General features: G+C 68.8%; 23 protein-coding genes. 11 read left to right on the forward strand and 12 right to left on the reverse strand.

What is annotated here, in order from left to right; translation table 11 throughout:
- Positions 1-27: 27 nt before the first annotated feature.
- Complete coding sequence (locus ELQ92_RS00240; RefSeq protein WP_128496849.1) at positions 28-414, reverse strand: type II toxin-antitoxin system VapC family toxin; 387 nt, start codon at positions 412-414, stop codon at positions 28-30.
- Positions 411-656, reverse strand: a complete 246-nt coding sequence (locus ELQ92_RS00245; RefSeq protein ID WP_128496851.1) for a type II toxin-antitoxin system Phd/YefM family antitoxin — start codon at positions 654-656, stop codon at positions 411-413. Before ELQ92_RS00245 ends, ELQ92_RS00240 begins: the two co-directional genes overlap by 4 nt.
- Before the next feature lie 343 nt (positions 657-999).
- On the opposite strand from ELQ92_RS00245, the gene ELQ92_RS00250 reads away from it, so the two are divergent.
- Complete coding sequence (locus tag ELQ92_RS00250) at positions 1,000-1,668, forward strand: hypothetical protein (protein ID WP_128496853.1); 669 nt, start codon at positions 1,000-1,002, stop codon at positions 1,666-1,668.
- 15 nt (positions 1,669-1,683) lie between these two features.
- Here the strand turns inward: ELQ92_RS00250 and ELQ92_RS00255 are convergent, their stop codons facing one another.
- The 3 genes from ELQ92_RS00255 to ELQ92_RS00265 form a co-directional block, all read right to left on the reverse strand.
- Positions 1,684-5,247, reverse strand: a complete 3,564-nt coding sequence (locus ELQ92_RS00255) for a TM0106 family RecB-like putative nuclease (protein WP_128496855.1) — start codon at positions 5,245-5,247, stop codon at positions 1,684-1,686.
- 135 nt (positions 5,248-5,382) lie between these two features.
- Positions 5,383-6,486, reverse strand: a complete 1,104-nt coding sequence (locus tag ELQ92_RS00260; protein ID WP_128496857.1) for an NAD(P)-binding domain-containing protein — start codon at positions 6,484-6,486, stop codon at positions 5,383-5,385.
- The gene (locus ELQ92_RS00265; protein WP_128496859.1) at positions 6,479-6,970 is read right to left on the reverse strand and encodes a MarR family winged helix-turn-helix transcriptional regulator; all 492 of its coding nucleotides are present in this window, start codon (positions 6,968-6,970) and stop codon (positions 6,479-6,481) included. The genes ELQ92_RS00260 and ELQ92_RS00265 overlap by 8 nt, the downstream gene beginning before the upstream one ends.
- 69 nt (positions 6,971-7,039) lie before the next feature.
- Between ELQ92_RS00265 and ELQ92_RS00270 the strand changes: the two genes are divergently transcribed.
- From ELQ92_RS00270 to ELQ92_RS00285, 4 genes are all read left to right on the forward strand, one after another.
- Positions 7,040-8,095, forward strand: coding sequence for an LLM class flavin-dependent oxidoreductase (locus ELQ92_RS00270; RefSeq protein WP_128496861.1), 1,056 nt, complete (start codon positions 7,040-7,042; stop codon positions 8,093-8,095).
- Positions 8,092-8,799 carry an NADPH-dependent F420 reductase gene (locus ELQ92_RS00275; protein ID WP_128496863.1) on the forward strand — a complete coding sequence of 236 codons (708 nt, stop codon included), beginning with the start codon at positions 8,092-8,094 and terminating at the stop codon, positions 8,797-8,799. Before ELQ92_RS00270 ends, ELQ92_RS00275 begins: the two co-directional genes overlap by 4 nt.
- Before the next feature lie 84 nt (positions 8,800-8,883).
- Positions 8,884-10,251 carry an ATP-binding protein gene (locus tag ELQ92_RS00280; protein WP_128496865.1) on the forward strand — a complete coding sequence of 456 codons (1,368 nt, stop codon included), beginning with the start codon at positions 8,884-8,886 and terminating at the stop codon, positions 10,249-10,251.
- 3 nt (positions 10,252-10,254) lie between these two features.
- Complete coding sequence (locus ELQ92_RS00285; RefSeq protein ID WP_128496867.1) at positions 10,255-11,835, forward strand: tetratricopeptide repeat protein; 1,581 nt, start codon at positions 10,255-10,257, stop codon at positions 11,833-11,835.
- A gap of 93 nt (positions 11,836-11,928) precedes the next feature.
- Here the strand turns inward: ELQ92_RS00285 and ELQ92_RS00290 are convergent, their stop codons facing one another.
- Genes ELQ92_RS00290 through ELQ92_RS00300 form a run of 3 tightly spaced genes read right to left on the reverse strand, consistent with a single transcriptional unit; the run spans position 11,929 to position 15,829 of the window.
- Positions 11,929-12,978, reverse strand: coding sequence for an NAD(P)-dependent alcohol dehydrogenase (locus ELQ92_RS00290; RefSeq protein ID WP_166426654.1), 1,050 nt, complete (start codon positions 12,976-12,978; stop codon positions 11,929-11,931).
- Positions 12,975-14,423 carry a sulfatase family protein gene (locus ELQ92_RS00295; protein WP_128496869.1) on the reverse strand — a complete coding sequence of 483 codons (1,449 nt, stop codon included), beginning with the start codon at positions 14,421-14,423 and terminating at the stop codon, positions 12,975-12,977. The genes ELQ92_RS00290 and ELQ92_RS00295 overlap by 4 nt, the downstream gene beginning before the upstream one ends.
- 41 nt (positions 14,424-14,464) lie before the next feature.
- Positions 14,465-15,829: an MFS transporter gene (locus tag ELQ92_RS00300; RefSeq protein ID WP_128496871.1), complete on the reverse strand. Its 1,365-nt coding sequence runs from the start codon at positions 15,827-15,829 to the stop codon at positions 14,465-14,467.
- Between the two features lie 213 nt (positions 15,830-16,042).
- On the opposite strand from ELQ92_RS00300, the gene ELQ92_RS00305 reads away from it, so the two are divergent.
- The 4 genes from ELQ92_RS00305 to ELQ92_RS00320 are packed head-to-tail and all read left to right on the forward strand — an operon-like array spanning position 16,043 to position 18,952.
- Positions 16,043-16,990: a sugar-binding transcriptional regulator gene (locus ELQ92_RS00305; RefSeq protein WP_166426655.1), complete on the forward strand. Its 948-nt coding sequence runs from the start codon at positions 16,043-16,045 to the stop codon at positions 16,988-16,990.
- Positions 16,991-17,046: 56 nt separating this feature from the next.
- Complete coding sequence (locus ELQ92_RS00310) at positions 17,047-18,204, forward strand: formylglycine-generating enzyme family protein (RefSeq protein WP_128496875.1); 1,158 nt, start codon at positions 17,047-17,049, stop codon at positions 18,202-18,204.
- Positions 18,201-18,569, forward strand: coding sequence for a YidH family protein (locus ELQ92_RS00315; RefSeq protein ID WP_128496877.1), 369 nt, complete (start codon positions 18,201-18,203; stop codon positions 18,567-18,569). Before ELQ92_RS00310 ends, ELQ92_RS00315 begins: the two co-directional genes overlap by 4 nt.
- Positions 18,566-18,952 carry a DUF202 domain-containing protein gene (locus tag ELQ92_RS00320; protein WP_128496879.1) on the forward strand — a complete coding sequence of 129 codons (387 nt, stop codon included), beginning with the start codon at positions 18,566-18,568 and terminating at the stop codon, positions 18,950-18,952. Before ELQ92_RS00315 ends, ELQ92_RS00320 begins: the two co-directional genes overlap by 4 nt.
- Before the next feature lie 44 nt (positions 18,953-18,996).
- Here the strand turns inward: ELQ92_RS00320 and ELQ92_RS00325 are convergent, their stop codons facing one another.
- From ELQ92_RS00325 to ELQ92_RS00335, 3 genes are all read right to left on the reverse strand, one after another.
- Positions 18,997-19,575 (reverse strand): GrpB family protein, encoded by a 579-nt coding sequence (locus ELQ92_RS00325; RefSeq protein ID WP_128496881.1) that lies wholly within the window; start codon positions 19,573-19,575, stop codon positions 18,997-18,999.
- A 124-nt stretch (positions 19,576-19,699) separates the two neighbouring features.
- Positions 19,700-20,818 (reverse strand): PheS-related mystery ligase SrmL, encoded by a 1,119-nt coding sequence (srmL, locus tag ELQ92_RS00330; RefSeq protein ID WP_128496883.1) that lies wholly within the window; start codon positions 20,816-20,818, stop codon positions 19,700-19,702.
- 363 nt (positions 20,819-21,181) lie between these two features.
- Entirely contained in the window at positions 21,182-21,769 is a 588-nt protein-coding gene (locus ELQ92_RS00335; RefSeq protein WP_128496885.1) for a DUF7010 family protein, read from the reverse strand.
- A 131-nt stretch (positions 21,770-21,900) separates the two neighbouring features.
- Here ELQ92_RS00335 and ELQ92_RS00340 point away from each other — a divergent pair, with 131 nt between their 5' ends.
- Entirely contained in the window at positions 21,901-22,359 is a 459-nt protein-coding gene (locus ELQ92_RS00340; RefSeq protein ID WP_166426656.1) for a GNAT family N-acetyltransferase, read from the forward strand.
- 20 nt (positions 22,360-22,379) lie between these two features.
- Here ELQ92_RS00340 and ELQ92_RS00345 read toward each other — a convergent pair whose 3' ends face one another.
- Positions 22,380-22,988 carry a Type 1 glutamine amidotransferase-like domain-containing protein gene (locus tag ELQ92_RS00345; protein ID WP_128496889.1) on the reverse strand — a complete coding sequence of 203 codons (609 nt, stop codon included), beginning with the start codon at positions 22,986-22,988 and terminating at the stop codon, positions 22,380-22,382.
- Between the two features lie 260 nt (positions 22,989-23,248).
- Here ELQ92_RS00345 and ELQ92_RS00350 point away from each other — a divergent pair, with 260 nt between their 5' ends.
- Entirely contained in the window at positions 23,249-25,150 is a 1,902-nt protein-coding gene (locus ELQ92_RS00350; protein WP_128496891.1) for an ABC transporter ATP-binding protein, read from the forward strand.
- Positions 25,151-25,222 lie beyond the last annotated feature (72 nt).

A 25,222-nucleotide genomic window follows, 5' to 3' on the forward strand; every position in this document is an offset into this window, starting at 1 on the left:
GAACAGGTTCGTGGTCACGAACTCCGTTCAGGGGATCAGCACCGGGGAGCCGTAGCGGCCGAGCACGGAGTCGTTGGTCAGGAGCGTGGCACCCAGATCTCGCGCCTGGGCGACGAGAACACGATCGAAGGGGTCGGCGTGGTGGCGAGGCAGCCGCGCAGCGTCGATGCCCTGGGGTCCGGTGACCGAGACCTCCCGCCAATCGTTCGCCAGTAGTCCGCGGCGCAGAACGCGTGCGTCAACCTCGAAGTCCGATCGGCCGAGCTCGGCCTTGATGGCGACTTCCCAGATGCTCGCGGCGCTGAAGAGAAGTTCATTGCGTTCGTCCTCGATGAGGCGGAGCGTTCCGTCGCCGAGCCGACGGGGATCGAACGCGGACCACAGTAAGAGGTGCGTGTCGAGGAGGAGCTTCACGGACGCCCGTCGAAGAGCCGGCTCATCTCGTCCGAGGCCCACTCGTTGAAGTCGTCGGGCACCGACGACTGACCCTCCAGGAACCCGACGCGCTGGTGGCGGCCGCGTCCCTCCGGCTCGATGGGCACGAGTCGGGCCACCGGCACCCCGGCCCGAGCGATCACCACCGTCTCGCCCGCGGCGACGCGCGAGACGAGGCGGGAGAGGTGAGTTTTCGCGTCGTGCATGTTCACAACGTCCATGGTGGGCCTCCTCACCGGACTAATAGACCGGACTAACTAACGTGACTCAACGATAGCTGACAGAGGTCACGAGCAGTCAGGTCCGTCCACAGCGCGGCCCCGTAGTGGGGCGAGCGGTGCTCTCGGGAAGGTCGGTAGGAATGAGGAATCGACAACCGACTGCCGGAGAATGATGGAACGAGAACCTGGTCCTCGCGACTGGACGCCCAGCCAGAGCGTCGACGACTCGCCGCCGACGAACACCCGGGCGCGCACGTGGAGTTCGCAACCGGAACCCTGGTCCGCGGGCAGCAGCTATCCCTCTGTCGCTCCGAGGCGACGCACCGCACGCGGATACGGGTGGGTGTCGCTCCTCCTCGGCACGGCGGCGCTCATCTTCGCCTTGCTGGGGATGCTGTCGGCTCAGTCTCACCACGCGGCGGGGATCTCCGGAGCGGGTGTGCTCGCCGTGGGGTTCGGCGTCGCCGCTTTGCGAGCCCGGGCCAATGAACGCCTCGTCGCCCGCGCGGGCATCACGTTCGGCGTCCTCAGCGTCGGTGCGATGGCGTGGTCCGTCGTCTCGCTCATGCTGGCCTCTAACGGGGTTGTCCTTCCGAACGTCGCGTTCTTCGATCGCCTCACCGCGAGTGAGCAGGCCATCACGAACACGGAATACGTTCTCGATGACGCGCCCCAGCCGGTTTCGTCCGTGGACGCCGCCACCGGAACCGCCGTGACCTTCGCAGATGCGGACGCGGAGTGGAACGGCATCAACGTGCTGCTCGGAACCGCGGCTTACACGACTCTTCCCTCGGCGGATGGGCTGTGGCCGACGGCGTTGGCCATCACCACGGATGGCCAGACACTCCTCGCTCCCGACGGGACGCCGCTCGTCGCGATCCCGGCCGGAACGACCGTCGACTACTCGGTGTCACCGGACCGGTCGTCGTACGTGCTCACGGTGACGGCGGTGCAATTCGGGACGGTCGGTCGTTACGATTCGTCGACCCGCACCATCTCCCTGTCGCAGTGAGCGGCTTTCGGCCAGTCAGTCGGTGACCCCGCGGTCGAGGAGGCGGAGGAAGGCGCTGAGTTCGGTGAGTGTGGCTGGCGTGTGCGGCAGGTAGTCGACGAGGGTGGGGCTGTAGACGAGGAACGCCGCCCATTTCGCCCGCGAGATCGCGACGTTGAGGCGGTTCTTCATGAGGAGGAACGACATCCCCCGCGGCGCGTCCGTGGGTGAGGAGGCCGCGAGTGACAGGATCGCGACGACGGCCTCCTGACCTTGGAACTTGTCGACGGTCCCGACGCGCACGTCCGCGAGTCCGGCCCGGCGCAGCGCCTCGTGGACCTCTCCGACATGGGCGTTGTAGGGGCAGACGACGATCACGTCGGACTGCGCCAGCGGATGACGGTCGAGCGGGGCTCCGTCGACGATCGTGCCGGGATCGCTCCACTCGAGGCCGAGCGCTCGGCGCACGATGCTGACGACCGCCTCGGCCTCCTCCGGCGAATGCGTCGCGTTGCCCTCGTGCTCGACGGGGACGACGTGGACGCCGGGTCCGAGCCCGGCGAGGTGACGCTCGGTGGTCGCGGGCGCCGAGTGCAGTTGACCGGCGTAGGACAGGTCGGAGACGGCCGCCGTGACGGCCGGGTCCATGCGCCAGCTCTGGGCGAGGAAGTAGCCGAGCTGGTGCGGGAGGACGTCCTCACCGTCGGCGACGAATCCGAGCGCAGACGTGTCGATGGGTTCGGGGTGGATTCCTTGCGTGACTTGCGGTAGCTGCTGGGGGTCGCCGAGGAGCAGCAGGTTGCGCGCGGCGACACTCGCTGCGATGGTCGGCGCGAGAGAGAACTGGCCGGCTTCCTCGACGACGAGCAGGTCGAGCTGGTCGCGCTCGAAGCGGTCGGTGTTGCTGAAGTCCCACGCTGTTCCGCCGATGACGTAGCCGGTGCCGCCAGCGACACGCTCGGCCGCGAAGGCCGCATGACCGTTCTTCGGCAGGACCGTGAAGGGCCGCTCGGCGTCGTCCGTGCTGACGCTCGCGCTCAGCGCCTTCGCGACGAGCGACGGGGCGAGGCCATTGCGGACGAGCCCCGCGAGCAGGTTCTCGACCGCGGCGTGTGACTGGGCGACCACGCCGACGGCCCAGCGATGGTCGCGCACCAACTCGGCGATCACGTGCGTGGCGACATACGTCTTTCCCGTACCGGGAGGCCCCTGGACGGCGACGTACGAGCGATCGAGATCGAGCAGTGCTGCGACGACGTCCGGCACCGTGCGGGGCACACCGTCTTCGCCGAGCGAGTGCGGGAGCGGGCGGCCGCTGCGTGTGCGGGGCGGACGACGACGGAGGATGTCGACGACGGGATCCGCCGGCCACGCGGCTCCGTCGACTTCGCCGCCCGAGGCCGTGATGGCGTCGACGATGCGATAGCCCCAGTACTCGATGGCTGTGGCCTGTGCTCCCGCTCGCGGCGGCGCCCCGGGCGTGAGTGCGACGGGGACGTCGTCGTACGGGTCGCGGCCACCACGGAGGTTCTCGACGATGACGAGCGTGCCCTCCTCGTCGTTCTCCTGCACGGTGACACCCGTCCACGACCGCGCACCCTGGCTGGACCCGGGATTGGCGAACGGCGCCGGGTAGGCGTAGAGGGCGTTGAGCTCACTGCCCGCCTTGAGCGAGCTGCCGGGCGCGACCGTTCCGCGCAAGCGAAGCACGCGACGGTCGGTGCGCTGATTGCCCTCGCGGAACCAATCGCGCACGACCTCAGCGCTGTCGACGACGAAGACGTCGCGCACGTCCGCCCACTCGTCGAGCGGCGCGACGAGACGGGTGAAGTGCTCCTGCCAGAACACCTTCTGCTCGCGGCGGTGGTAGTCGATCGCGGCGGCGGCGAGAGCGAGCGCGGCGTGATCGGCGTCGCGCTCCGGGTCGAGCGGGTCGCCCGCCAGCCGACTGAGCTCGTCGTGCAGCGGCGAGGGCTCGGCCACCTGCAGTTCTCCGGCCGCCGGAACCGGCTGCCCCGGTTCCACGCCGACCTCGCGGGCGAGGGAGAGGAGATAGTCGCGCAGACGGATGGTGGAGACGCAGTCGTAGCGGTTGTAATCGCCGATCTCGTCGAGTTCCGCCTGGCCCTGCGCACGCTCCACGGCGTCGGGCGAGGCCAGGAGCTCGCGAGCGTGGACGTACGCGTCGATGGAGGCCGCACCGTCCTTCACATCGCTCTCGCGGTGCTCATCGCCCATGTAGAGCGGCTCGAGCTTCTTGATGGAGTACGACCGGGACCCCACACGGACCGACGCGCGGACGATCGGATAGAGGTCGACGAGCACACCGTCGCGCAAGAGCTGGTCCACCTCCTCTTCGCCCGTCCCGTGGCGGGCCGCGAGGGCGAGCAGGTGGGTGCGTTCGTACGCCGCGTAATGGTAGATGTGGAGACCGGGGAACCGCGCGCGACGCTCGGCGATCCAGTCGAGGAAGCCGCGCAGCGCAGCGCGCTCGGCGGCGAAGTCGTGCGCCCACCACGCCGTGAAGCGCTCGTCCACGTCGACGAGGCCGAAGAGGTAGTCGAGACCCCAGCGCGTGCCGACCGGATGACCGGCGCTGCCCTCGGTGTAGAGCGGGTCGCCCTCGAAGTCGAAGAACACGTCACCCGGATCCGGTAGCGGAAGGTGGGCGATGGGCTCGGTGTCGATGAGACGGACGGGCGGCACACCGCCATCGACCGGCGCCTGCAACTGCAGCTCGGCCTGCTCGCGCAGACCCTCGAGCGTCGCCGCGGGGATGCCCTCGACGGGTTCCGTGCGGGCGGCGAGCTGATCGATGGTCGTGACGCCCGCGGCATGCAGCTTCTCCCGCTGGGTGAGCCGCATGCGCGCCACGAGGAGGACGTCGCGCCGCTCCTGGATCTCGCGCTCACAGTCGGCACAACGGCCGTCGATCGCGTAGCGCGGATCGTCCCACCGCACGGGTTCGGTGTCGTCGAGGCGCTCCTGCACGATGCGGACGAGTCGCTCACGCCGACGACGGTAGACCGGCAGGATGTCGGCGACGAGATGGGTGCTGACGGTGCCGTCGCCGAGGATCACGTCGACCTCGTCGTCGACCGGGATGCCCTCGTTCGAGAGCTGTTCGACGTAGGCCGCGAGCTGAAGGAGAGCCGTCACCTTGGGAGACCGCGCGAGCTTCGTGTCCTGCACGCGGTACCGTGCCGGCTTGTCCTCCGTGGCGGGCACGCGGATGATGAAGTCCGCGAAACCGACGAAGGCGCCGTCGAAGAAGACCGCTTGGAAGACGAGCGGCGCACCGTCTCGGAAGGCCTGGATGGTGTCGCGGTGCGCCTGCTCCATCGCCGCGCGGTCGCGCACGTCGGGGCGGTCGAACTCCCGCACGGCATCGCCGAACTCCGCCCGGTACTGCTCGAGCACCCGGAGTTCGTGCTCGTCACCGAGCTTCGAGGAGCGCGCGTACATCGGGTCGTCCTCGACCGTCGCCTCGACCCGGCCGAGCTTCGCATCGATCGATCGCAGGAAGGCGAATTCGCACTTCGATGCCGCGGTGAGATCGCTCGCGCTCGTGATCGGCGTGGTTCCGTCGAGGAGGTACATGCAGTCGGTCCGATCGTCGGGAGGGGGTGCGATTCGAGGCTAACCGTCACCACCGACGGCCGTTCGACTCAAGCTTGGACTTGCCAGAGAACCGCCGGTGCGCCCGTGTGGACGACGAGCGCACGGGCGTTGTCACTACGCCGTGCCCGGCTGCCGCAGCACCGTCCGCAGGAGCGTCGCAACGGCCTCGCGCCCCGCACGGTTCGCGCCGACCGTCGATTGCGACGGACCGAACCCGATGAGGTGCACACGCGGCTCACCCGCGACCCGGGTGCCCTCGAGAGCGATGCCACCGAGCGGACCGCGGAGATCGAGCGGGTCCAGGTGCCCCAGGGCCGCTCTGAAGCCCGTCGCCCAGAGGATCGCGTCGACGGCGGTGAAGGACCCGTCCGCCTCCCGCACACCCGTCGGCTCGATCGCCGTGAACATCGGCCGCCGCTCGAGGACGCCGCGCTCGCGCGCGGCGATCGTGTAGCTCGTCCAGCCGAGGCCCGTGTAGGAGACGACGCTTCCCGTCGGGCGTCCCGCCTCCACGTCGGCGAGGACCTTCTCGATCGTCGCGCGCCCCGTCGTCTCCGGCTGGAAGCCGTCCGCCAGGAAGACCGGCTCCCTGCGCGTGTACCAGAACGTCGTCGCGACGCGGGAGATCTCCTCGAGCTGCTGCACCGCCGAGATACCGCCGCCGACGATCGCGACACGCTGCCCCTCGAACTCGGCGTTCGAGACGTAGTCGCGCGTGTGCAGTTGCCGTCCCCGGAACGTCTCCGCTCCCGGGTGGTCTGGGAGCAGCGGGTTGGTCCACGTGCCGGTCGCATTGACGAGCGCGCGCGTCCGCCACACGCCGGCCGAGCTCTCGACGAGCAGGTCGCCCTCGGGGTCGTCGTCGTCGCGCCGCACGGCCGTCACGCGCACCGGCCGCAGGATCGGGAACCCGAACTCCTCCTCGTACGCCGCGAAGTAGCGTGGCACCGCCTCACGCGACGGGTCGGTGGCGCGGATCGGCGGCTTCGCCATCCCGGGCAGATCGAAGATCCCGTTGACGGTCGCCATCTGGAGCGATTCCCAGCGGTGCTGCCACGCGCCCCCCGGGGCAGCTTCGGCGTCGAGGACGACGAAGGTCCTCGCGCCCGACGGGTCGGCGATCGCGGAGGAGAACCCCCGCCGCCTCAAATGGAACGCTGCCGAGAGCCCCGCCTGGCCGGCTCCGATGACGACGACGGTGGCGCTGCGTTCAGTCATCCTGCGACGCGCCCCCGTCAGCCGACCGGACGTGACGTCGGAGCGTCGCGGACGCGGTGCGCACGCCTTCGAGTTCGTCGTCGTCAAGGGCGTCGACGAAAAGGCGGCGGATCACGCGGAAGTGCGCGGCGGATGCCGTACGGAACAGCCGGGAGCCCTCCGTCGTGAGGACGATCCAGGCGCCACGGTTGTCGTCGCCGCAGCGGTCGCGACCGACGAGTCCGCGCTTCTCCATCCGCCCGAGGTGGTGGGAGAGCCGACTCCGCTCCCAGCCGATCTCGTCGGCGAGGGCGGAGGAGCGCAAGCGATGGCCGTCCGCCTCGGAGAGGGCGAGCAGCACGGAGTAGTCGCCGGACGAGACCCCCGACTGCTCCTGCATCGCCGACGACACCGCGCGCTTCAGCTCGTCGGCAGCTTCGATGTACTCGCGCCAGGCCGCGAGCTCCGTGCTCGTGGGCGTCTTGCGGGTCGCGCTCGCCGTCATGGCTCCTCCTAGTTGACATGTCAATCATAAAGGAGTAGTAATTGACGCGTCAACTAAAAGGAGCACGACATGCAACCCGTCCAGTTCGGTCTCGACACCTTCGGCGACGTCCCCACCCGGGACGACGGCGAGGTCATGAGCCACCCGGAAGCGATCCGTCAGGTCGTCGACGAGGCGGTCGTCGCCGACGAACTCGGCGTCGACGTCATCGCCCTCGGCGAGCACCACCGCCCGGAGTACGCCGTCTCGAGCCCGGACACCGTCCTCGCGGGCATCGCGACGCGCACCTCCCGCATCCGGCTCGCTTCGGGAGTGACCGTGCTGAGCTCCGACGACCCCGTCCGCGTGTTTCAGCGCTTCGCCACGGTGGACGCGCTGTCGAACGGCCGCGCGGAGGTCATTCTCGGTCGCGGCTCGTTCACCGAGTCGTTCCCCCTCTTCGGTTACGACCTCGCCGACTACGACGTGCTCTTCGAGGAGAAGATCGCCCTCTTCGCGAAGCTGCTCGAGGAGAAGCCCGTCACGTGGAGCGGCACGACGCGCGCCGCCCTCGACAACGCCGACGTGTTCCCGAAGACCGCCAACGGCCTGAGGACGTGGGTCGGCGTCGGCGGTTCCCCGCAGTCGGTCATCCGCACCGCTCAGTACGGCCTGCCGCTCATGCTCGCGATCATCGGCGGCCAGCCGGAGCGATTCCTCCCCTACATGGACCTCTACCGCCGCGCGGCCGACCAGCTCGGCACCGTCGCGCACCCGGTCGGCGTGCACTCCCCCGGCTTCGTCGCCGACACCGACGAGGAGGCCGCCGAGATCGTGTGGCCGCACATGAAGGTCATCCGCGACCGGATCGGCGCCCTGCGCGGCTGGCCGCCCATCCAGCGGCACGAGTTCCAGTCCGAAATCGAGCACGGTTCGCAGTACATCGGCTCCCCCGAGACGGTCGCACGCAAGATGGCGAAGACGATCTCGAGCCTCGGCGTGGGCCGCTTCGACCTCATCTACACGGCCGGCACGGTCCCGGCGAGCGCTCGCCTGCGCAACGTCGAGCTCTACGGAAGTAAGGTTCTGCCCATGGTGAAGGACATCCTCGCGAACGCGAAGGCCGACGGGTCGGTGGCGGCATGAGCGGCGTGACGACGGAACGGCTCACGATCGGCATCCTCGGTTCCGGGAAGGTCGGCACCGTGCTCGCGCGGCTCGCACTCGCGGCCGGCCACCGCGTGCTGATCTCCGGCTCCGGCGACCCGGACAAAATCCGCCTCATCGTCGGGGTGCTCGCTCCGGGCGCCGAGGCCGTCTGGAGCGCCGAAGCGGCTCGTGACGCCGACCTCGTCGTGCTGGCCCTCCCGCTCGGGAAGCTGCCGGGCGTGCCCGTCGCTGAGCTCGACGGAAAGATCGTCGTCGATGCCATGAACTACTGGTGGGAGGTCGACGGCATCCGCGACGACCTCACGGACCCGCGCGTCTCGACGAGCGAACGCGTGCAGTCCTTCCTGCCCGGTTCGCGCGTCGTGAAGGCGTTCAACCACATGGGGTACCACGACCTCGACGAGGGGCCGCGCCCCGCGGGAGCGGCCGGCCGCAAGGCGATCGCCGTCGCGGGTGACGACGACGAGTCCGTCGCCGCGGTCGGACGCCTCGTCGATGAGCTCGGCTTCGACGTCGTGTTCGCGGGATCTCTCCGCGACAGCATCCGACTCGAACCGCACGCCGAGGCGTTCGGCGCGAATGAGGACGCGGCGACTCTCGCCGACATGATGGCCCGCTTCGACGAGACGGAGCGCGGTCGCGTCGTCGCCGCGGCCCGAGGGGTCGACGCGTCCGTCTAGTCCCGAGCACGCAGGCCCGGAGCAGGTCGGGCCCGGGCTGTCCAGGCGGTGGGGCGTGTCGGTCGTCGTGGCTAGGCTTGCTGCATGACTGACGCCCTCTTCCAGAGCCTTTTCGCCGCCCTGGAAGCGAGCCCGACGAACGTCGAGTTGCGGGTCCAGGTCGCGCAGCTCCTGCTCGACCGCGGGCGGCTCGACGACGCGGTCACTCAAGCGGCCACGGCGCTCACCCACGAGCCCGGCAACCCCGCGGCGATGCGGGTCCTCACCGCGGCCACAGCCGCCATGAGGGCCTCGGCCCCGGCGGACACCCCCGCTCCCCCCGAGGTCGAGTCCAGGGCGGACGACGTCCGGACCGGCAGTACTCCTCGCGATGAATTCGGCACGGGCGACGCCTCCGCCGGTCTCGAGCCGGGTACGCCGCGCGGCGCTTCGGACCACGGCGACTTCGACTGGACCGCAGCGGAGTCGGACCTCGGCGCCTCGCACGTCCCACCGCCCTACGTGAGCCCTCCCGCTTCCGACGCCGAGCCGTCGGTCATCACCCCCGGCGGCGACGAGGCCGCCGCCGTGGTCGACGAGTACCGCGACCGCGTCACCCTCGCCGACGTCGGCGGACTCGAAGCCGTCAAGCAGCGCCTCCGCGAGAGCTTCCTCGAGCCGATGCGCCACCCGGAACTCGCGAAGGCGTTCGGCAAGACGCTGCGCGGCGGCCTCGTCCTCTACGGCCCTCCCGGTTGCGGCAAGACGTTCATGGCTCGCGCGATCGCGGGTGAACTGGGTGCCCGCTTCCTCACCGCGAGCCTCGCCGACATCCTCGGTTCACACTTCGGCGAGACCGAGAAGAACCTGCGCGCCCTGTTCGAGCACGCACGCAGCCTCACCCCCGCCGTGTTGTTCCTCGATGAGATCGACGCGATCGGTGCGAAGCGTTCGAGCATCGGCACGGGCTGGTCGGGCATGCGCGCGATGGTCGATCAGCTTCTCATGGAGCTCGACTCGATGACGGCCGACAATGACGGTCTCTTCGTGCTCGCCGCGACGAACAGCCCGTGGGAGGTCGACCCGGCGCTCCTGCGTCCGGGCCGCTTCGACCGCATGCTGCTCGTGCTGCCGCCCGACGAACCCGCACGGGAGGCGATCCTGCGGATGCACCTCGACCGCCGACCCGTTGCGGGTATCGACCTCGGCGAGCTGGTGCGTAGCACCGACGGCTTCTCGGGAGCCGATCTCGAACACCTCGTCGCCTCCGCCGCCGAACAGGCGATGCTGCGCTCGATCCAGTCGGGCGAGGTGCAGCCGATCGGGATGGCCGAGCTGCGTCACGTGTTGCGCGAGATCAGACCGTCGACCGGCCCCTGGCTCGCCGGCGCGAAGAACGTCGTCGCCTTCGCCAACACCGACGGGCGCTACGACGACCTCGCGACGTTCCTCGAATCCCGCGGCATCCGATAACCGGTGGCGGACCCGGTCGAGGGCGTCGTCTATCGCGCCGAGTCGTTCCTCGCCGTCGGGCAGGTCGACCGCGCGGACAGCCTGCTCCGCGATGAACTCGTTCAGCGACCGGACGAGCCGGCTTTGCTGCTCACGCTCGCGAAGGTCTTCCAGGTGCGGCGGCAATGGCCCGACGTCGTGCAGACGGCGACCGCCGCCCTCGAGTCGAATCCCGATTCGCTCGCCGCGCGCATGATGATCGCCTGGGCCGCCTACCAGATCGGCGACCTCGCGCTCATGAAGCAGCACCTCGACGTCGTGCTCACCCACCGACCGGATCAACCGACGGCGCTCATGTACCTCGCACTGCACGGCGAGCGCGACCATTCGACGGCCGGCAAGCGGCGCACGCGAGAGATCTACCGCTCAGCCCTGGAACGCAGCGGAGGCGATCCCTGGTATCTCCTGATGGCCGCGAAGATCGAGGTGCGACTCGCCGACTCCGCCGGGGCCCGCCGCCTCGTCGACGCCGGTCTCGCGGAGAACCCGACGGACGTCGACCTCCTGCAGATGAAGGCCGGTCTCGCGACGACCTCGATCGAGGAGTCGATGGGGATCGTGAGCGGACTGCTCGCGGGCTCCCCGGCCGACCCCGCGCTGCGCGCCCGGTTCGACGCCCTCGTCTCCGCACGCCGCCGCGCCGTCCTGTCGATGCTGTGGCTCGCTCCCGCTCTCATCGCCCTCGTGATCGCCTTCCTCGACGGGCCGTTCCGCACGGGTGCGCTCGTCGCCGTCGGTGCGGCGTCGTTCACCGTGTGGGGCGTCCGCAACGCATCGATCCAGGCTCTCCCGCCGGGATACCAGGCCGAACTCGCATCGAACGCGCCGTGGCGACTGGCCGTCCGAAGCGGCGGGCGGACGGCCGCCGCGCTCACGGTCGTCGGGGCGATCCTTCTGGCCTTCCAGGTTCCGTTCGGCGCGTGGTTCCTCGTTCTCGCTGCCGGGAGCTGGGCGGTCGCACGGCTCGCGAGCCTCTCGCACGAGCGCCGGCTCGCGGCGAGCGCCGACGCGGATCTCGCCGCCCTGCAGCCGGGGATCGTGAGCGCGGCCGGAGAGGGCTCGACCATCGGTCCCGCGACGCGCGCCGTTCACCGGCTGCGGTGGCGGCACGCCGTGACGACGCCACTCCTCCTCATCCCCTTCTGCGTCGTGGGCCTCATCCCGGCCGGATCGCCCGACGAAGCCCCCGCCGCGCGAGCGGCGCTCGGCATGATCGCTGCGATCGTCGGGCTCACCGCCATCGCCGCGGCGACCCCCTGGGTGCGCGAACCCGGTCGACAGTCGGCCACGGTGTGGCGGGTCGTCCGCCTCGCCGTTCCCGGGGTGCTACTGACACTCGTCTTCCTGGTGGGGCTCGCGAACGCCGTGTGGGTGACGGGCGCCTGGGCGAGCGGGCAGGCCGAGACTCCGGCCGAGGAACCGACGACCCCGGCGACGATTCCGCCGGGGTACTTCGACGATCTCGAATCGCCGGCCCCGATCCCGACGTTCACGATCCCCGAGTTCGATCTCCCGTCGATCCCTCCGCTCGAGCCGGAAGGGTGAGCGGAGTCCGTCGCCGAGCGCGGCCGCCGGGAACCCCGTACGGCGAGTCGTGGTCGACGACGATCACGGGTCTCGCCGACGACGAGCACCGCGTCATCGTCCGGGGAGGACCACGGCCTTCATACTCCCCGGCGCACGCCCGCTCGTGAGCGCCGCCTCGACGTCGTCGAGTCCGAAGCGACCCGTCACGAGAGCGTCGAGGTCGACCCGCCCGGCCGCGAGGAGCGCGATGGCGATCGGCCACGTGTTGGCGTAGCGGAACACGCCCGTGAGCGCGAGCTCGCGGTTCTGCAGCAGATTCACCGGGATCTCGAGACCGTCCGCCCCGAGACCCACGAGAACGACACGACCGGCCGGCCGCACCGCGGCGATCCCGCCGCGGATGGCCGGCGCGGCTCCCGAAGCGTCGATGAACGCGTCGACACTCAACGCGGAGAGGTCTTCGCCTGCGACATGACCATGAGTGGCGCCGTGCTCAAGAGCGAAGGCGAGTCGCTCCTCGGAGATGTCGGTGACATGGACCTCCGTCGCGCCGAACTCCCGGGCGACCTGGGCCGCGATGACACCGATCGGCCCGGCTCCCGCGATGAGAACGCGGGAACCGGCCGTGACACCGGCCTTCTGCGAGGCCCAGATGCCGACGGAGAGCGGCTCGATGAGCGCGGCTGCCTCGTCCGAGATCGAGTCGGGCACGTCATGTGCGAAGTCGTGGTCGATGAGCGCGAACTCGGCGAACGCGCCGTCGATCGGAGGCGTCGCGTAGAACTCCATGTTCGAGCAGAGGTTGTATCGTCCGGCCTTGCATTCCGTGCACTCGCGACAGGGTTTCTGGGGCTCGATCGACACCCGGCTTCCGATGCGTCCGGGGTCAACGTCGGACCCCACTGCGACGATCGTGCCGGAGGCCTCGTGGCCGAGGACGAGCGGCGAGTCCACGATGAACGGGCCGATACGGCCGTGTTCGAAGTAGTGGGTGTCACTCCCGCACACACCGACGGCGGCGATGCGCACGAGCACCTCGTGCGGGCCGGGGACCGGAACGGGACGATCCGCCAACGAGAGTCGGTGCTCACCCTCCAGGAGCGAGACGCGCATCGTCTCCGGCAGGACCTGCGCTGTCATGGTGTCTCCCGTCGTCGTCATCGCCAGTCCTTCCCCCACGTCGCGGTCGTCATCGAACTCGACGCACGCCAGTTCGCGATCGCCTTCTCGAGTCGCACGCGCGTCTCGCGATGGGTCTCGTCGCCCCACAGGTTGTGCTCCTCGAACGGGTCGTCGACGAGGTCGAAGAGCTGGCCCTCGTCGTAGTCGATGAACTCGACGAGTTTGAACCGCTCGTCGCGGACCATCGTCATGAGGGCCGTCTCCGTAAGGATGAAGTCACGAGCGTGCTCGGAGAACACGTACGTGCGTCCCGTCCACTCGTCACCGCGCAGCGCGGGCAGGAGCGATTCGGCCTCCATCCACTCCGGAGCCGTGAGGCCCGCGAGTTCGAGGAGCGTCGGCGCGAAGTCCATGAGCGAGATGAGACCGGGCAGTTGCTGGTCCGCCGCCACTCGGCCTGGTCCCCAGATGATCCCGGGCACGTGCACGCTCGGCTCGTACATCGTCCACTTCTGCGAGTGCCCGTGGTCGTTGAGGGCGTCGCCGTGGTCGGACGTGAACACGATGATCGTGTCGTCGAGCACACCGCGGGCGTCGAGGGCGTCGATGAGACCGCCGACCTGCTCGTCGATGAGCGACACGTTCGCGAAGTAGTGCCGGCGCTGGCGGTCGAGCTGCTCGGCGGTCGGGTTCTCGAGCTGCACGATCGCGTCGTGGTCGTTCGCCTGGTGGTGCTTCCGCAGTTCCTTGAGCGGCGTCGGTTGCGAATCGAGGTCCTCGTGCGTGCGTTTGGCCTCCGGCATCTCGCGGTCCCGGTACGCATCGAGGTGCCGGGACGTCGGGTCATACGGCGGGTGCGGGCCGGGGAACCCGATCTGGAGGAAGAACGGGGCGTCGTGGCCGGGGTACGTGTCGAGCCAGTGACGGGCCAGGTTGCCGACGAAGTTGTCGGCGTGGAGGTCGTCCGGAAGTTCCCACTCGAAGGCGCCGAGGCGCTCGGCGTAGTCGGGGAGCGTGCGGTACGTCACCCGGCTGGGCTTCTCGTGCCCGCGGATCCAGATCGCCTTGTCCCACTGGTCGAGGAAGTACGGCAGGTTGGGGTGCGCCCTGTCCTTGTTCTCGATCACGTGGCGCTCGTGGAAGCCGACGGGCGCCTCGTACGGATAGGTGTGCATCTTGCCGATGCTCGTGCAGCGATAACCGGAATCGGCGAGCAGTTCCACCCACGAGTGTGACCACTTGTCGTCGTTCCTCAGGACACCGGAGCTGTGCGGGTACAGGCCGGTGAAGAGGCTCGCGCGCGATGGCGCGCACGAGGGCGACGCGACGTAGGTGTTCGTGAACGCCGTCCCCTCTCGCACGAGCCGGTCGAGGTGAGGGGTGTCGACGTGGGTGTGACCGAGCGCCGCGATCGAGTCGAAACGCTGTTGGTCGGTCATGATGAGCACGATGTTGGGTCGCTTCGACCCTGGTGTCGATGTCATGTCTCCCGTTCCTTCCGATGGGGCGTTCGTGGTGGCGGCGCTCACGCGCGGACCCGCTTCGAGCGCGCCGTGGTGATCGACGCGGTGTCGCTCAGGTCGACCTTGGAGTTGTCCGCGGCGATGAGCACGCACACGCCACTGATGACGCACATCGCGACGAGGTAGATGACCGCCGGCCAGAACGAGCCCATGAACACGGAGGCGAGCGCCACGGCGATGGCCGGGGTCGGGGCGCCTCCGAGGAGGGAGGAGCTCTGGTACACGACGCCGAGGCCCGTGTACCGCATGCGCGTGCCGAACATCTCGGCGAAGAACGCGCCCTGGATCGAGAACATCATGCCCGTGCCGACGGCATGGATCGCGATGATGATGAGCCAGGTGGTGAGCGGCTGGTTCAGCTGGAGGATCGGGAAGTAGACGAGTCCGCCGATGGCGCAGATGATGATGCCGGTGAGGTAGACGGGCTTGCGGCCGACCCGGTCGGACCACGTCCCGAAGAGGGGCAGCAGGAAGATCTGGACACCGGCGGAGATCGTGAAGCCGACGAGGATGAGGGTGCTCGGGAGACCGAGGTACGTCGTGACGAACGAGATCGCGAAGACGTTGATGATGTTGTACGTCACGGCGTCCGCCATCCGGGCGCCGATACCGAGGAGCAGATTCCTCCAGCTCTCGCGGATGAGTGAGAAGAACGGGATGCTGCGCACGTCGTCTTCGTCCTTCTCGAACGCGGGTGTCTCGGGGAGCGACCGCCGGATGAGGAAGGCGGCGATGACGAAGACGCCGCTCAGCAGAAACGGGACGCGCCAGCCCCACGACATGAACTGGTCGTCGGGGAGCAGCTGCATGAGGCTGAAGACACCCGTCGAGACGAGCAGGCCGGCGGGCGTGCCCATCTGGTGGAAGCTGCCCATGAGGCCCCGCTTGCCGGCCGGCGCGTTCTCGAGCGCGACGAGGGACCCTCCCCCGAACTCGCCCCCGATGCCGAAGCCCTGGATGAGGCGGGCGAGGAGGAGCAGGACGACCGCCCAGACGCCGATCTGCTCGTAGCCGGGCAGGAGACCGATGCCGAACGTGCAGATGCCGATGAGCAGCACGGTGAGGATGAGCATGTTCTTGCGGCCGATCCGGTCGCCGAAGTGGCCGAAGACGACGGCGCCGAGCGGGCGCATGAGGAAGCCGGCGGCGAAGGATCCGAACGACTGCAGCAGCGACACGGTCGGGTCGGACTCGGGGAAGAAGACCTGCGGGAAGACGAGGGCGGCGGCGGTGCCGTAGAGGTAGAAGTCGTACCACTCGATGAAGGCGCCGGCGAACGCCGCACTGACGGCCTTCCGCGGGCTCGGAGCCTCGGGCGCGGCGCGGCTTACATCCGCGGGAGCGGCGGGGTTGTTGTGTGACGACATGGTTCTGATGCCCTTCCTTGGACGACAGTATGCTCAAATGTGCAGCTTGCGCTGCTCTTCAGTGAAGCGACCGTAGCGCGCCGCCGCGCGGCCTCACAAACGGAAGTTCTGCAAACGCACATTTGAGCGATAATGGACTCGTTCCGATCCGGAGGTACTCCCATTCCCCGCCCGATCCCTGAAGCACGTCGCCCTCCGACCGACGCACAGCAGATGCTCCGCGTCGCGCGCTCCTATTACCTCGATGATGTGTCGAAGGTCGCCATCGCCGAGCGCGAAGGCCTGAGCCGCTGGCAGGTCGCACGGATGCTCGACGAAGCGAGGCAACTCGGCCTGGTGCGCATCTCGGTCGGTGATCCCGCCGACACCGACCGCACACTCGCCGATGCCGTGACGGCGGCTCTCGGGGTGAGGGAGACGATCGTCGTCGGGCGATCCCGGCGGCTCGGCCTGGAGCCCTCGCTGGATTCGATCGGTTCAGCCCTCGCCGGCGTGCTCGCCCGGACCGTCCGAGAGGGTGACGCCGTGGGCTTCACCTGGAGCCGCGCGATCGAGGCGATGGTCACCCACCTCACGGAACTCGCCCCGTGCGATGTCGTCCAGCTCGCGGGGGCCGTCACCCTGACCGGCGACCGGCTCGGATCCGTCGAGATCATCCGGCAGGTCGCACGCCTGTCGCGAGGCACCGCCTACCCGATCTACGCGCCGATCGTCGTCGACAGCGCGGCGACGCGCCACTCCCTCGAAGCGCAGCCGGAGATCGCGGAGTGCCTCGATCGCGCCTCCCGCCTCGACCTGGCGGTCGTATCGGTCGGCACGTGGTCGACGGACGGCTCGGCGCTCTACGGACTCGTGCCGCCGAAGCTCGCGGAGGAGATCTCGCGAGCGGGAGCGGTCGGAGAGATCACCGGCAGGGTCTTCAGTTCGGATGGACGCCTCGTGAGCTCCGAATTCGACAGCCGAGTGATCGGTATCGGGGCAGCGCAACTGCGTACCGTTCCGCACATCGTTGCCACGAGCTACGGTCCGCATCGAGCCGACGCGACCATCGCCGCGGCGCGAGCGGGTTACGTCCACACCCTCATCGTGGACGCTCCGCTCGCGGAGGCGATCATCGACCGCGTCGAGGGCCGCTCCGCGGCGCGCCGGTCGCCGTCGTGACCCCCACCTCCCCTTCGGCAGGCACATCCCCGACACCCGCGATACCAGGAGAATCCATGCAGAGGAACGACGACGCGTCGGAACTCCACCCGAGTGAGCCGCCGGAACTCGGCCCGGTGCACAACGCCGAGCATGCGGCGATCGATGACGGTGGTCATGCCCTTCCCGACTGCTGCGCCCCGAAAGGACGGGAGGCGTTCCTCGCCGCCCCGCCCGCCGGTGAGATCCCCCCGCTCCCCGTGACTGCTGCTCCGTCCCGCCACCGGATCGAACAGGCGGCCATTCCCGCGCAGACCTTCCGCATGGGCGACGCACACGGTGACGAGAACCGCGGCGACGGCGAGACACCCGTGCACGACGTGACGCTCGAGGCGTTCTCCATCGACGCGACGAGTGTCACGAACGATGACTTCGCGCGCTTCGTCGACGCGACCGGCTACCGCACCGAGGCCGAGACCTGGGGTTTCTCCGCCGTCTTCCACCTCGCCATCACCGCTCCCGTCGAGGACATCATGGGTGCGCCGCCGGCGACTCCGTGGTGGCGGGGCGTGAAGGGGGCCGATTGGCGTCATCCCGGCGGCCGCGGTTCCCACATCGACGGCCTCGGCGACCATCCCGTCGTCCACATCAGCTGGAACGACGCGCTCGCGTACTGCGTCTGGGCCGGGCGCTCACTGCCCACGGAAGCGCAGTGGGAGGCGGCGTCGCGGGGTGGCCGCGACGGCTCACGCTTCCCGTGGGGCGACGATCCTCATGGGAACGAGGACGCGGCGGCGCCCACCACGAGACCGCGGCCGGGGGAACCGTGGCGCATGAACATCTGGCAGGGCGTCTTCCCCACGGAGAACACGCTCGACGACGGATTCCTCACGACCGCCCCCGTACGCACGTTCGAACCCAACGCCTACGGCTTGTGGCAGACGATCGGGAACGTCTGGGAGTGGTGTGCCGACTGGTGGCACCCCGGCTACTACAGCGTCTCGCCGCGGATCGACCCGCGCGGCCCGGAACGTGGCCAGGTGCGCGTCATGCGCGGTGGCTCCTACCTGTGCCACGACTCCTACTGCAATCGGTACCGCAACGCGGCGCGCTCGTCGAACACGCCGGATTCCTCGATGGGCAACGGCGGCTTCCGCACCGTTGAGCGCCGCTCCGACGACGAGACGCTGGCGAGTTCGCCGGCAACCAACGCTTCGGGGGCGGTGACAGCGTGAGCGCACACGACCGGAGGTTCCCGAAGAGCGTCTATCGACACGGCGCCGAGCCCGACGCGCGATTCTCGCTCGCGAACGAGCGCACCTTCCTCGCCTGGATCCGCACGTCACTGGCCCTGCTCGCCGGTGGTGTCGCGCTCGAGACCCTCGGGCTCGGCCTTCAGCCCGGGTTCCGGCTCGCCGCCTCGGTGCTCCTCATCGTCGCGGGCATCCTGACCCCGATTCAGGCCTGGCTCGGCTGGACCCGCTCCGAGCGGGCACTGCGACTCGACACGCCCCTGCCCTCGGCGAACCTCGCGTTGCCGCTCGGCGTCGCCGTGCTCGTCGTCGGCGTGCTCGTCCTCCTGGGGGTCGTCTTCGCGTGAGCGGTGATGGGACGGGCGCCCCGGAGGACGCGGACGACCGCGGAGCGCGACCGTTCGACGCCGGTCTCCAGCCGGAGCGGACGGCGCTCGCGTGGCGCCGCACCGCCCTCGCGCTCGTCGTCGCGGCCGTCGTCGGCATCCGGGTGCTTCCGACTCTTCTCGGCGCGTGGGCGGTCGTCCCCGCGGGGGCGGGGGTCGTCCTCGCGGTCGTCGTCCTCGTCGCATCGCATCATCGCTATCGCGAGCAGCACATACGCCTCACGACGGCGTCGACCGATCGCATCGCGCTCCCCGACGGGACGCTGCCCGGCCTGGTCGCCGCGATGACACTCAGCGCGGCGGTCGCGTGCGGCGTCGTGGTCGTCGCCGTCGCGACGCGCTGAACCCCACCTCCCGCAATCAGCGAGGGTTGTGATGGTGGTGCGGGTCAGCCCGGAAGGCACGCTCGTAGATTTCGTACACGATCGTCGCTTTGAGGTCGTTGTAAGCGGCCTCCGCCGTCGTTCTCGACCGCAGCGAGCTTCGCCTCGGCGTACCGCTCACGATCCGCGGGGTTCAGCCGCAACCAGTCCACGAAGAGCGCGTGACGCCGCGGCTCCGCGGCCCCCGGATTCCAGACGTGCAGATTGGTGTTCGGCTGCGCGAGCGTCAGGTGCCTGTGAGGGTCACCGGCCATCTCGTCGCGGAAGATCAGCCGGGAGCCCGCCCGCTCGAGTGCGGGGAGGTAGCGAGACTCGTCGTCGACGTCGGGGACGGTGAGGTCGACGTCGATGACCGGCTTGGCGACGAGCCCGTCGACCGCGGTCGACCCGACGTGGCGGACGGTGAGGGCGTCGTCGCCGATCGCCTCGCGGACGAGTTGCTCGACCGCCGCGTAGTCGGCACTCCACGACGGGTCATGCGCTCGCAGCGGCCCGGGCTCCGTCTGTCTGCGGGCGATGCGCTGCCCCTGTCGGGCCGCGTTCGCCCCGGTGTGGAGCGGCCGCCACAGCGGATGCATCGTCATAGCTTCCACGATCACGGCGCCGGGGCGAGGGCGCAACCCGTCCGGTCACGCCGACCTCATCCGCCGCATCACCGGCACGGGAGCGGTCGCAATGCCGAGATGCGCTCGCGCTCGAAGGTCACCCTCACACCAGCTCCATCACGGGCCCCTCGTGCACCGCCAGATATATCCGGTTGCGGATCGCGTTGGCCTGGTCGGAGGTGAGCGTTCGGTCGATGGGACGTAGGACGATCCTCAGCAGAAGATTGACCTGACCGCCTCGCGTGCCGAGACGAGTGCGCGCCGCCTCGGGTAGTTCCTCATGAGGTGTGCGGCCGAGTACGTGGACGGACTCGATAACGTCAGCGTCGTCCCCGAGTGCAGTGCGGATCCGATCGCCCAATGTCTCTTCGTCCTCCTCCGCTGCCAGGACCACGGAGATGTCCCGTCGGGACGCTGGGAGCATCGATACGGGCTGCCAGGGTTCCAGCGTGAGCATCTGGGAGGCGATCCGGGGGTCTCCCGCCCTCAAGTAGCGGATATCGGGGATGCCTTTCCGCAGCATCAACGCCCGTTCCAACCCCATGCCGAGCGCGAGGCCCGACCACTGCTCAGGGTCGAGGCCCGATCCGCGCAACACATCGGGGTGGATACGCCCGCACTCGGCCAGTTCGAGCCACTCGCCGTTATGGAGCACGTCGATCTGGCGGCCCCCGACCGTGTACGGGTGCGTGACATCGGTCACGGTCCATTCGGCACCCGGGAGCACCGCGCGAACAAGCCCGTCGATCATCGTGAGCATGTCGCCGTCGTCGGTGTCCGCGGTTTCGCGAACGCGCCAGAGATCGACCTGGTGTGGTTCGCCCACGTGGCTGCGGTCGACCACGTCCCGCCGGTAGACCAGACCGGGAGCAACGATCAGCTCGTCGACCCCGTCCTGGCCTGCGTAGTCCTCGAGCGCAGTCGGGAGCGCCGCGCTCGTGTGGCTTCGCAGCATCACCGTGGGGCTGATGTACCGGGTGTAGCGGCGCGCGCGCGTGACGTCACCGGCGTCGTAACCGAGACGGTCGTAGTTCTCGCGCACGGGCACGATCGGCGAGTTCCGGACGTAACGAACGGTGCTGCCCCACTGGGTTTGCAGCGCCGTCACCACCGCATCGAGAAGAACGTGGATGGCGTGTGGACCCTCCGTGGGGTCCGTGAGGTCGCGCATATCCAGCGCGCGGGAAAGCTGGTCAGAAGTCAGATAGTCGGCGTGCGACATGAGAAGGTCTCCGAGACGTTTGCAGGATGGCGAAGGGTGAGAACTTCCCCCCGGCCGCGCCTGCGGAGACCTAGAGCGCTATTGGCGCACGTCGATGACCCCGCGGCCATATCCCGGCCGGGGGTCACGAAATCGCTGCTGCCTGAACACGGCACCAGAGTACATGCCACTGGGCGTGCCGCTCTCGGCCTCGAGACCGTTCTTCCCCAGCAGCAGCGGCCACGGGGACCCCAACTCCGGACCGACACCCGACCGCCCCGGAACGGGTTTCGTCTCAGCCACCCCACGATCGCCTGAACCCGAGAACTCTCGACGTTCAGGTCTGCTGCAGCAGAATCCACACTGCCAGTGAATTGCGAACGGTCACAGGCCCAGATGACTGGAATCGCCGGCGACGCGCGACGAGTCGGGATGCTGGGCCTCAACTCGATGGCTGACGAAGAGAGGAATGGCTGAGACGAGCAGCACCGCAGCACCGATCCAACCGCTGGCTCCTCGCAACGCCGGAACTACGAATATTGCGGCCGCGCCCACGGCTACAAGAACCCCAGCCAGGACGCCATATAGACGCATTCCATAGAGCGAGATGAACGTGAGGTAGTGAGCGCCCACGATGATGAGCGAGGCCGGCAGGAACAACGACGGCGCCAGAGTACCGAGTGCGATCGCCACAAGCAGCCCGAGCGGCACAGTGAACGCGCTCTGCATAGCGAGGGCGATGGAAGGGTGTCCCTTGGGCAGGAAGGCCGGCCCTTTCATGGCCTTCAAGATGAGCGAAGACAGCGGAAAGATCAGCATCCCCCCGATAAACAGCACAGTCATGGCCGCTGCGGCCGCCACCCACTGGTAGGCCGCAGCGGCCGCGGCCCAGATCACCGCGGAGACAAGCGGACCTGAAAACCCACCACGATAGACGCGGCGGACATCTCGTTGTGCAGCTTCCACATCCACACGCTCATCCTCTCAGAGCGCGCAACATCTTCACCGCACCATTGCCAGTTACGCCCGAGGTCCGAGGTCGAATCGACCCTGGGAAGCGACTGGTCTATTCGCTAGGCAGTCGTCAGTCGAAGATGTTGTCTATGAGACTGAAGCTCGCGGCCCTGGACGACTTCGCGACTCTTCGTCGCTTGTTTGACGACCCGTCGTTGTCCGGGTGGGGTGGTCTAGGACGACCGTCCGACGCCCTCATCCGCGCCAAGTACCTCGGAACGCGTCTTTCCGAGGTCGAGTGCTTCATCGTCCTGGTCGAGGAGGAAGCGGTCGGAATCGTCCAGATGCACTCAGAGGGCGGCGGGAGCGCCGGGATCGACCTCATCCTGTCGTCAGCAGCGCGAGGTCAAGGGACCGGTCGACTCGTGGTCGACGCCATAATCGCCCCCGCTCGAGAAAGGGGCATAGATCGGCTCACGGTCGACCCTGACGTGAAGAACGAGCACGGCATCCGATTCTGGCGAGCCGTCGGCTTCGAGCTCCGCTCGACCACTGGCGAAGAGGTCGGCCGAGAGCCCTACCTACTGATGTGCCGCGAGGTCGAGTGATCGAAACAGCTCGATGACCGTCAGTTGCGAAGTCCCAGAGCGGACGGCATGTCGATCAGCTTGTCGTCGCCGTTTGGGAGTTCGATGAAGCCGAGATCCCGCTTCCGGAGATAGTCGGCTGCTGCGCGTGCGTCGTCGGAACCGGCGTGGGGGACGATCCGTGTGCCGGTCAGGTTCACGGTCAGCGCACGCATTTCGGGCCGGTAGCCGGGAGGATACGTCGAGTCGTCATCCATCATGTGGATTCCGCGTAGATCCGTCGAGGTGAGACAGGCGCCCGCCGAGTAGCCGGCGTAGTCGAGGTGCGGTGAGCGGGCGAGCGCGGCCCCCAACCGCGCTTCCGTCGCCGCCCGCGCCAGTACGAACGCATTCCCCCCTACGACCCAGAGCAGATCGGCGGCCGCGAGACGCTCTCTCAGCAGATTCTCCTCGCCGCCCCAATGGTCCCGTAGATCGAGTTCCTCACTGCGATAGCCGAGCCGCGCGAGGTCGTCGACTTCCCGACCCCAACTCAGCAGGCGCTCTTCGTACTCGTCCAACGCATTCATCACGATCAGGGCTCGGCCATCGACACGTCGCAACACTTCCGCCCGCGGACCGAATCGGTAGGCACTGAGATAGATGCGCACCTGCTCACGCTAGCGATTCGCAGAACACACCGTGAGCGATCTATCCCGTTACAACGCTGCGCTTCCACCTGCCGGCACGCAGTCATGGAAATGGGCGCGGTCCCGACGCCGTCCACGCCGGCGGCGCCCAACACGCCACCTCGGCAGCCGCTCGCTCGGGCCGCCACACCGGGCTGCTTCTGAAGCTCGCCGTCGCTCGGCGAACAGAGCCCGGGCGACCCGGCGTCTAAGGTGGGCTGGGGCCCACGGAAGGAACCGCAATGAGCATGGAGAGCGCGGCCTGGAGCTCGCTGTACAAGATCTCGTCCGCCCGGGACGGCAAGCACGGCTTCTCCCGTGAGTCGGTGCGGCGGATCATGACGTTCGCGGTGCCCTACCGGTCCCAGTTGGTGATCTTCATCACCCTCTCGGTCGTGGGAGCGTTCCTCGCGGTCGCGACGCCGGTGCTCGCCGGCCAGGTGGTCGACGTCATCGTCGCGCGGGGCGAGGTCTCAACGATCGTGTGGCTCGCCGTCGTCATCGCCCTCGTGGCCGTGGCCGACGCGGCCGTCTCCCTCGTGACGCGCTGGTACTCGGCGCGGATCGGCGAAGGCGTGATCCTGGATCTCCGCACAGCCGTCTTCAATCATGTGCAGAAGATGCCGATCGCGTTCTTCACCCGCACGCGGACGGGCGCCCTCGTGAGCCGCCTCAACAACGATGTGATCGGTGCTCAGCAGGCCTTCAGCGGCACACTGTCCGGCGTGGTCACCAACCTCGTGGCGCTCATCCTCACCCTGATCGTCATGCTCAGCACGTCCTGGCTCGTGACTGTTCTCGCCGTGATCATGCTCCCCATCTTCCTGTTGCCCGCTCGCCGCATGGGCAGCCGCCTCGCCGCGCTGCGCCGCGAGGCCGCCGACCACAACTCGGACATGAGCACCCAGATGACCGAGCGCTTCTCGGCACCCGGAGCCACCCTCGTCAAGCTGTTCGGCCGGCCCGACGCGGAGGCCGAGGAGTTCCGCGTCCGTGCCGCCCGTGTCCGTGACATCGGGGTTCGGACCGCGATGCTGCAGTTCGTCTTCTTCACCGCTCTGATGCTCGTCTCCGCTCTCGCCCTCGCGCTCGTGTACGGGCTCGGCGGTTCCCTCGCCCTCGGCGGCCAGCTGGACACGGGTGAGGTCGTCACTCTGGCGCTCCTCCTCACCCGCCTCTACGCGCCGCTGACCAGCCTCGCGAACGCACGAGTGGAGATCATGAGCGCGGTGGTGAGCTTCGAGCGCGTCTTCGAGGTACTCGACCTCGAGCCGCTCATCCAGGAGAAGCCGGACGCCGTCGAGGTTCCCGTGGGGCCGGTCGCCGTTGAGTTCGACGACGTCCGCTTCGCCTACCCGTCCGCCGACAAGGTGTCCCTCGCCTCCCTCGAGGAGGTCGCGACCCTCGACACGCGCGGCGGCGAGGAGGTCCTGCACGGTGTGTCCTTCCGGATCGAGCCGGGGCAGACCGTCGCTCTCGTCGGTACGTCCGGCGCCGGCAAGTCCACGATCGCGCAGCTCCTCTCGCGCCTGTACGACGTGGACAGCGGTGCCGTGCGCCTCGCCGACACGGACGTTCGCGACGTCACGTTCGCGTCCATGCGGCGCACCCTCGGCATGGTGACGCAGGACGGCCACCTGTTCCATGAGAGCATCCTCTCGAACCTGCGCCTTGCGAGGCCCGAGGCCACCGAGGACGAGGTGTGGGACGCCGTCCGCCGGGCGCGGCTCGAGCCGCTCATCCGGTCCCTGCCCGACCAGCTGGACACCATGGTGGGCGAGCGCGGCTACCGGCTGTCGGGCGGCGAGCGTCAGCGCATGACCATCGCGAGGCTCCTGCTCGCCCAGCCGCGCATCGTCATCCTCGACGAAGCCACGGCGGCGCTGGACTCGACGTCGGAGGCCGCCGTGCAAGCGGCGCTCAGCGAGGCGCTCGAGGGGCGCACGGCCATGGTGATCGCACACCGCCTCTCCACCATCCGCAGTGCGGACCTCATCCTCGTGGTCGAGGACGGCTCCATCGTGGAGCAGGGCACGCACGAGGAACTGCTCGCCGCGGGAGGACGATACGAGGAACTGCACCGCACCCAGTTCGCGGTGCAGAAGAACGTCGCGGCCGATGAGGAAGCGCTCAGCGGGTCCTAGCCGGCATCGACCGCCGCGCCCAGCACGGCGCAGCCACGCGGTCCGCTTGTGGCAACGTGTCGGCGCTGAGAT

The organism is Labedella populi (assembly GCF_004078655.1).
GTDB classification, from domain to species: Bacteria; Actinomycetota; Actinomycetes; order Actinomycetales; family Microbacteriaceae; genus Labedella; species Labedella populi.

Excerpts from the sequence above, each read along its gene's own strand:
- ELQ92_RS00300 (WP_128496871.1), bottom strand. The coding sequence starts at position 15,829 with ATGTCGTCACACAACAACCCCGCCGCTCCCGCGGATGTAAGCCGCGCC.
- srmL (WP_128496883.1), bottom strand. The coding sequence starts at position 20,818 with ATGTCGCACGCCGACTATCTGACTTCTGACCAGCTTTCCCGCGCGCTG.
- ELQ92_RS00275 (WP_128496863.1), top strand. The coding sequence starts at position 8,092 with ATGAGCGGCGTGACGACGGAACGGCTCACGATCGGCATCCTCGGTTCC.
- ELQ92_RS00340 (WP_166426656.1), top strand. The coding sequence starts at position 21,901 with ATGAGACTGAAGCTCGCGGCCCTGGACGACTTCGCGACTCTTCGTCGC.
- ELQ92_RS00245 (WP_128496851.1), bottom strand. The coding sequence starts at position 656 with ATGGACGTTGTGAACATGCACGACGCGAAAACTCACCTCTCCCGCCTC.
- ELQ92_RS00290 (WP_166426654.1), bottom strand. The coding sequence starts at position 12,978 with ATGACGACGACGGGAGACACCATGACAGCGCAGGTCCTGCCGGAGACG.
- ELQ92_RS00280 (WP_128496865.1), top strand. The coding sequence starts at position 8,884 with ATGACTGACGCCCTCTTCCAGAGCCTTTTCGCCGCCCTGGAAGCGAGC.
- ELQ92_RS00270 (WP_128496861.1), top strand. The coding sequence starts at position 7,040 with ATGCAACCCGTCCAGTTCGGTCTCGACACCTTCGGCGACGTCCCCACC.
- ELQ92_RS00350 (WP_128496891.1), top strand. The coding sequence starts at position 23,249 with ATGAGCATGGAGAGCGCGGCCTGGAGCTCGCTGTACAAGATCTCGTCC.
- ELQ92_RS00255 (WP_128496855.1), bottom strand. The coding sequence starts at position 5,247 with ATGTACCTCCTCGACGGAACCACGCCGATCACGAGCGCGAGCGATCTC.
- ELQ92_RS00260 (WP_128496857.1), bottom strand. The coding sequence starts at position 6,486 with ATGACTGAACGCAGCGCCACCGTCGTCGTCATCGGAGCCGGCCAGGCG.
- ELQ92_RS00265 (WP_128496859.1), bottom strand. The coding sequence starts at position 6,970 with ATGACGGCGAGCGCGACCCGCAAGACGCCCACGAGCACGGAGCTCGCG.
- ELQ92_RS00295 (WP_128496869.1), bottom strand. The coding sequence starts at position 14,423 with ATGACATCGACACCAGGGTCGAAGCGACCCAACATCGTGCTCATCATG.
- ELQ92_RS00305 (WP_166426655.1), top strand. The coding sequence starts at position 16,043 with ATGCTCCGCGTCGCGCGCTCCTATTACCTCGATGATGTGTCGAAGGTC.
- ELQ92_RS00325 (WP_128496881.1), bottom strand. The coding sequence starts at position 19,575 with ATGACGATGCATCCGCTGTGGCGGCCGCTCCACACCGGGGCGAACGCG.
- ELQ92_RS00310 (WP_128496875.1), top strand. The coding sequence starts at position 17,047 with ATGCAGAGGAACGACGACGCGTCGGAACTCCACCCGAGTGAGCCGCCG.